The sequence below is a fragment of the Serratia sp. 506_PEND genome, from assembly GCF_001076875.1.
GTDB lineage: Bacteria > Pseudomonadota > Gammaproteobacteria > Enterobacterales > Enterobacteriaceae > Serratia > Serratia marcescens.
Genome location: NZ_JVEL01000062.1, coordinates 1 through 6,109, shown reverse-complemented (window position 1 = coordinate 6,109; position 6,109 = coordinate 1). Strand labels below are relative to the sequence as shown.

Here is a 6,109-nt window from a genome sequence, read left to right as displayed (position 1 = left end):
CGACGATCTTGTTGGCGGTGGAGGTGCCGTTGGTCACCATGTAGCTGCGTTCGGCGTTGAACACGCGGGAAATGTACTCTTCCGCCTCTTTGTGCGGGCCGGAGTGATCCAGCAGCGATCCCAGCTCGGACACCGAAATCGAAATATCCGACTTCATGGTGTTCGGGCCGAAGAAATCGTAGAACAGGCTGCCCACCGGGCTCTTCTGGAACGCGGTGCCGCCCATGTGGCCCGGCGTACAGAAGGTGTATTTGCCTTCGCGCACGTATTTGAACAGCGCCTTGGTCAGCGGCGGCAGGATGGTGTCGATATACTCGTCGGTGTTCTGTTTGATCTTGGCGGCGATGTCGGTTGCCGCGCCGAGCGCATACTCGAAGAAGCGCACCTGCATGCGCAGATCGTTCAGGCTGACGTCCAGCGTCGAATAGGTGTTGGCGAATGCGTACAGCGGCATGTATTCGTTCAGTTGGCTGATCTCTTCGCACAGCTCCAGGTTGTATTTGTCCCAGTCGAAGATCACCCCGCACAAGCGGGCGTTGTTCTCGATCAGTTTCAGCAGGTCTTCGCGATCGTTAGGGTAAACGATGCGGAAATCCAGACTTTCCAGCGCCTGATGCAGTTCACGGATGGGCTCTTCTTTGAAGTAGACACCCATGTGATTCATGATGGCGATAACGTTCATATGCATTTCTCCTGGCAAAGCAAGCCCCTTCCCGTCGCGGCTGACAGGTCGGAAAGAAAGGGGCTGGGTAAATTCAGTCGGTCAGCGGACGCGAATCAGTGCGCTTTGGCCGTGGTGTTTTCATCGACCGCCGCGGCGTTGGCAGCCTGGCGGGTATTCATTTTCCGGGCGTAGAACATCAGGATAATCAGGCTGATGATAAAGGTGCCGGACAGTTCGAATGAGTTGGCGCCCATCAGCGCGATGAAGCAGAAGCCGCAGCCGCACACTGAAGCGATCAGGCTCAGCAGATTGCGCACGTTGACCCCTTCAAAGCGGATCAGGTCTACGCAGGAGTAGAAGTAAGGCAGCATGGTCAGCAGCACCGCGATGCCGGTCAGCTCGCCGAACAGGTCGGAGGCTTTGCCGCCGGCGGAGCTCATCAGGGTGATCAGCACCATCAGCGCGGTCATTTTGCAGCCGGCCAGCAGCAGGCCTTTCTTCGGAATGCCGTTTTTATCCAGCTCGCCGTACACTTTCGGGAAGTTGCCGTCGTTGGCGGCGCGCACCCCAGCCTGGCCGACCAACATCATCCACGAACCGAGCGAGGTCAGGCAGGCGAAGGCGGTGAAGGCGGAAACCATCGGTGCGGCCCAGTTGCCCATAATCGCCGAGGCGCTGATGGCGAACGGCGCGCCGCTGGCGGCCATTTCAGACGCCGGGAACATACCGCTGATCACCTGGGTGGCGGCGATGTAGATGATGCCCGCCAGGCCGGTGCCGAGCATGGTCGCCAGCGGCACGGTGCGTTTCGGGTTTTTCACCATGCCGGTGCTGACCGCTGCGGATTCCACGCCGATGAACGCCCACAGGCACAGCAGAATACTTTTGATGACCGCATGGCTGTCGGTGGTGCCGGAGGTATTCCAGTTAGCCTGATAGGTGGCGGCGTCAAACCAGTGCCAGCCGAGGGTGGCGGTCACGATCACCGGGATCAGCACCAGCACCAGGCCCAGCGTGGTCAAACGGCTGACCCAGGTTCCGCCCAGCATGTTGACGAAGGTGAAGACCCACACGATGGCGATACAGGCGATGCCGGCGGGCACCGGGTTGTTCAGCGCCGGGAAGAAGGTGGAGAGATAAGAAACGGCGGTAATGCCGATGGCCAGGTTGCCGATCCAGTTGGCATGGTAATAAAGCACGCCGGTCTGGAAACCGAAGGCCGGGGAAATTTCACCCGCGTAGGCGATAGGGCCGCCCTGCTGCGGGTTTTTGGTGGCGAGGCGGGCATACACATAAGCCAGCGACATCGCCCCGATAATCGAGATCACCCATCCCCAAATAGCGATGGATCCGAGACTCGCCAGGTTGGCGGGCAATAAGGCAATCCCGCTCCCCATCATATTACCGGCGACCACGCCGGTGCAGGCAATAAGCCCTATTTTCTTGGGTGAAGCCATGGTCAGTTTCTCCTGATTTACGTTTCTTATAAGCCACACCCATAAATAAAAGATTTTAATGAGCCGGCTTGATTGTCAGGATGCTAACCATCGGGGGGAATAAAGTCCTAAAGATAAAGTGAGATTACGCTCATGATCATACAAATGATAACCTGAGGTTTTTCATTAACACATCAAGATAAAAAGACAGGCTAAAGAAAAGATAAACATCATTTAAAAACAATAAGATGACAAGGTTAATGACGCATAACAAATGGCAAAAAAGAAATAATATCGCGCAGCAAAATAATACATTCATGCAACATTGCTTCACCAATAAATAACGCCGCCATGATCCCCGAAGAATAAGGGCGGCGTGATATTGGATTAATTATTGGCGCTGATAGTTATTTAAATAAGGCACTACGTTGGTCAATGACGTCTGGAATACGCCATTGGTGATCCAATGCAAGGTATCCTCACCGGGGCGAAGATTGAAGGCGGTAATATAAGAGTCGGCCGCCAAATGATTCTGCCCCTGCATTTCATACACCTTGCCCAGCAGCACATAATTCAGCCACGACATTTGCAATTCAATCCCCAGATCGATCGCCCGGTGCGCCTCGTCAATCCGCCCCTGCGTCAAGGCATCTACCGCCAGAACTTGCTGCACGATCGGCGTGTTTTTCAATTCGGGGATCGTCGCCAGATGGCTGATATCGGCACGCAATTGCGCCAAGGCCGGGCTGTCGAACGGTTGATAAGAATTGCGCAGCAGATCCACCAACGCTTTTTCAGCCAGCAGGTAGTGGAAGTTCGGCGCGCTGTTAATCAGCTCGCTCAGCTGGCCGCTGGCGCGGGTCAACGAATCGGCGTCACCGCGGATCAGCAACTGATGCGCCTGGTAGAAACGCTGCAGCAACGGTCCGTTGTCGGGCAGCAACTGCGCCAGACGCTGCTCCAGCTGTGGCGGCCAAGGCTGCTTCAGCGCTGCGGACAGGCTGGCGAGGAAGTCGGCCTGGATCTTCAGCTGGTTATCGGCGGTAATGAAGTAACGCTTGTCCAGCATGACAGAGCTGTCGGCGTTATCCACCAGCCGCACGGAGAGGAAACACTGCTGGGCGCGGTAGTGGCGCTGATTGACGAACTCGATATACAGCGACTTGCCCGAATTGCTGGGGCCGGAATAGTTGTAATTGGTTTGGTCATGCACCAGGAAGGTCGAGTAGGTGTTCAACGAATCGGTGATCAGCTCGCTGACGCCCACCACGTAAGAGAGCTGGGGCATCCAGTTGCTGCAGCTCTCGCCGCCCTGGATGCGGATATCGATATCGCGCGGGTTGAGCAGCACCGGCATGGTCGATACCGGCACGCGCTGCGACAGCGTGGCGATGCCGACAAACGCCACGCAAACGCTGAGCGCCGCCAGAAACGCCAGCCACACCCAGAAGGTCGGGCGACGATAAAAACGCGGCTGCTTTTCGCCAGACGCGGCAGACGGCGCGCCGCTTGTCCGGCGCGGCGGCACATACGGCGTCTCGTCGTCTTCCTCGCTGCCGTCTTCCGGTTCATGCATGATCACCGCAATCTGCGGCGCCTGTGCGGGAGCGGGTTGCGTCTCCCCTTCTTCACACCAGATCACCGACGTCGCCAGCTTATACCCGCGCTTGGGCACGGTGATAATGTATTCCGGGCTGTCGCTGTCGCCGTCTTTCAGGTACTTGCGCAGCTCTGAAATACATTGGGTCACCACGTGGTTGGTGACGATATTGCGCTTCCAGACGTTGTCGATCAGCTCGTCGCGGCTCAGCACCACGTCGGGGTGCCGGGCGAAATAGCACAGCATGTCGATCAGGCGCGGTTCCAGCGTTTTTTGGCGGCCGTCGCGGCTGATGGTGTTGTCGGCAGGGGTAACCAGCCACTCCCCGACGCGAAAAGCAGGCTCTTGCATGGCGGAAATAACTCTGTAGGCATGTAGGGCAAGGGCGCGATCATAGCATAACCGCCCCCGGCTGTGGCCGCCGGGAGGCGATTAAGCCGTTAACTCTCGTATAATTCTAACGGTAAACCATCGGGATCGCTGAAAAAGGTAAATCGGGATTGGGTGTAGGGATCGACGCGCACCGGTTCGCAGGCAACGCCGGCCGCCTGCAGATGGGCGATGGCCCGATCGATGTCGTCAACGCTGAACGCCAGATGGCGCAGGCCGCAGGCCTCTGGGCGGCTGACGCGGGCCGGCGGCGAAGGGAAAGAAAACAGTTCGATAGTGTATTGTCCGTTGAGCGCGAGATCCGCTTTCCAGGAGTCGCGCTCCTCGCGGTAAACTTCACTCAGCAGGGTAAAACCGAGAATATCGCAATAGAAATGCTTACTGGCGGCGTAGTCCGCGCCAATGATCGCGATGTGGTGCACCTGACGTAATCCCAGCATAGAAACCCTCTCCTGTTCATTCTGATGGGGCACGGTATCCGGCGGCGGCGATGACGTCAACGGCAAAAACCCCGCGGATTGCCGCGGGGCATGATTCAGCACACGGCGTCTCAGCCCTTCAGATCCGCCAGCGCCGCGCCGAAGTTGATGTGCAGCACCTGCCCATCGACCACCAGCGACGGTACACTCTGCACGCCGAGGCGCTCAGCTTCCGCCACGCGCGTTGGGCGTTCCCCCAGGTGCACCACTTCCACCTGCACGTTATCGCTCAACAGCCCCAACAGCTGCTGTTCGGCACTCACGCATACCGGGCAGCCGGCATGATAAAATACGGCCTTAGTCATCCTCATTCTCCTTGGTATTGACGGTTTCGGGCACGTTGACTTACCCATATTGTTTCGAATCGAAACGATATGAACAGTATGCCAGCACCAATGACTTGTCAATATAGTTTTTAATCGATACTATTTACGCAACCTGATGAGGATACGATGCTAAAACTGTTTGATCTGCTTGAACGCTTGAATAGCCTGCAACGCAGCTGGCTGCGCAGCCACGAAGAATTGGAAAGTCTGCCGCCGGTGCAGTTGAGCGCGCTCTACTATCTGGCACGCTGTAATCATTACTCCAACACCCCGATGGCCGTGGCGGAATACCTTGGCCTGACCAAGGGAACGGTGTCCCAATCGCTGAAAAAGCTGGAGCTGAACGGCATGATCGCCCGCACGGCGGACGCAAAGGATCGCCGCAGCGTGCGGCTGCGGCTGACAGAAAAATCGCGAAGTTTAATGGAGGCTCTGTTTCCTCCTGCCTACCTGCAGCAGGCGCAAGACGCCATGCAGCAGGACGGCGAACAGTTGCAGGCGCTGTTAACCCAGCTGCTGCGCCAACTGCAGCGGCAGGAAAATGCGGCGCTGTTCGGCGAATGCCACCGCTGCCGCTATCACCAGCAGCGCAATGGCCAACCGTTTTGCGGCCTGACACAGGAACCGCTGCCGCTCGACAGCGTGAACCTGATCTGCCGAGAATTCGCCTAAACGATTATGCTGGCGCTTTCAACACCTTCACCAGATAGCGCCCGTCCTCCGTCAGTTTGGCGCCGTGGATGTCGGTTTCAAAACCGGGATAGCGCTCACCGATAGAGCACAGCATCAGCAGGAAATCGAGCACCGCCCGGCTCTCTTCGGTGATCATTTCTCCCGGCATCACCAGCGGCACGCCCGGCGGATAAGGCAGGATCATATTGGCCGCCACCTTGCCCACCAACTGATCCAGCTCGCAGGTTTCCACATTGCCGCGCACCTGTTCCTGGAACATCTGGTGCGGCGTCAGCTTCATTTCCGGCAGTACGTCGAACGCCCGCTGCATCAGGCGCGGCAGATCGTGTTGGCGGATCAGCCGATGAATGCCGGCGGCCAGATCCTGGATACGCATATGGCGATAAAAATCCGGATCCTCGGCGTACAGATCCGGTAGCATGTTCTTCACCCGCAGGTTGAGATCGTAGGCGCGCTTGAAATCAGTCAGGCCGCGCAACAGGCTCATCGCCTTGGTTTTGTCGATGCCGATGCTGAACAGG

5 protein-coding genes and 2 pseudogenes are annotated in these 6,109 nt (G+C 57.5%); 1 reads left to right on the top strand and 6 read right to left on the bottom strand.

Annotated features, from left to right (window positions below):
- The 5 genes and pseudogenes from cadA to ADK28_RS02135 form a co-directional block, all read right to left on the bottom strand.
- Nucleotides 1-682: pseudogene (gene cadA / locus ADK28_RS02155) on the bottom strand (lysine decarboxylase CadA); the annotation flags it as partial.
- 95 nt (nucleotides 683-777) lie between these two features.
- Nucleotides 778-2,121 carry a cadaverine/lysine antiporter gene (gene cadB, locus ADK28_RS02150; RefSeq protein ID WP_033639529.1) on the bottom strand — a complete coding sequence of 448 codons (1,344 nt, stop codon included), beginning with the start codon at nucleotides 2,119-2,121 and terminating at the stop codon, nucleotides 778-780.
- A 370-nt stretch (nucleotides 2,122-2,491) separates the two neighbouring features.
- Nucleotides 2,492-4,051 carry a lysine decarboxylation/transport transcriptional activator CadC gene (gene cadC / locus ADK28_RS02145; protein ID WP_048794761.1) on the bottom strand — a complete coding sequence of 520 codons (1,560 nt, stop codon included), beginning with the start codon at nucleotides 4,049-4,051 and terminating at the stop codon, nucleotides 2,492-2,494.
- A gap of 89 nt (nucleotides 4,052-4,140) precedes the next feature.
- Nucleotides 4,141-4,530, bottom strand: a complete 390-nt coding sequence (locus ADK28_RS02140; protein WP_033639527.1) for a VOC family protein — start codon at nucleotides 4,528-4,530, stop codon at nucleotides 4,141-4,143.
- A gap of 110 nt (nucleotides 4,531-4,640) precedes the next feature.
- Entirely contained in the window at nucleotides 4,641-4,874 is a 234-nt protein-coding gene (locus tag ADK28_RS02135) for a glutaredoxin family protein (protein WP_048794760.1), read from the bottom strand.
- A gap of 147 nt (nucleotides 4,875-5,021) precedes the next feature.
- Between ADK28_RS02135 and ADK28_RS02130 the strand changes: the two genes are divergently transcribed.
- Complete coding sequence (locus tag ADK28_RS02130) at nucleotides 5,022-5,567, top strand: MarR family winged helix-turn-helix transcriptional regulator (protein WP_048794759.1); 546 nt, start codon at nucleotides 5,022-5,024, stop codon at nucleotides 5,565-5,567.
- 4 nt (nucleotides 5,568-5,571) lie between these two features.
- Here ADK28_RS02130 and ADK28_RS02125 read toward each other — a convergent pair.
- A pseudogene (locus ADK28_RS02125) lies at nucleotides 5,572-6,109 on the bottom strand (lysine decarboxylase LdcC); the annotation flags it as partial.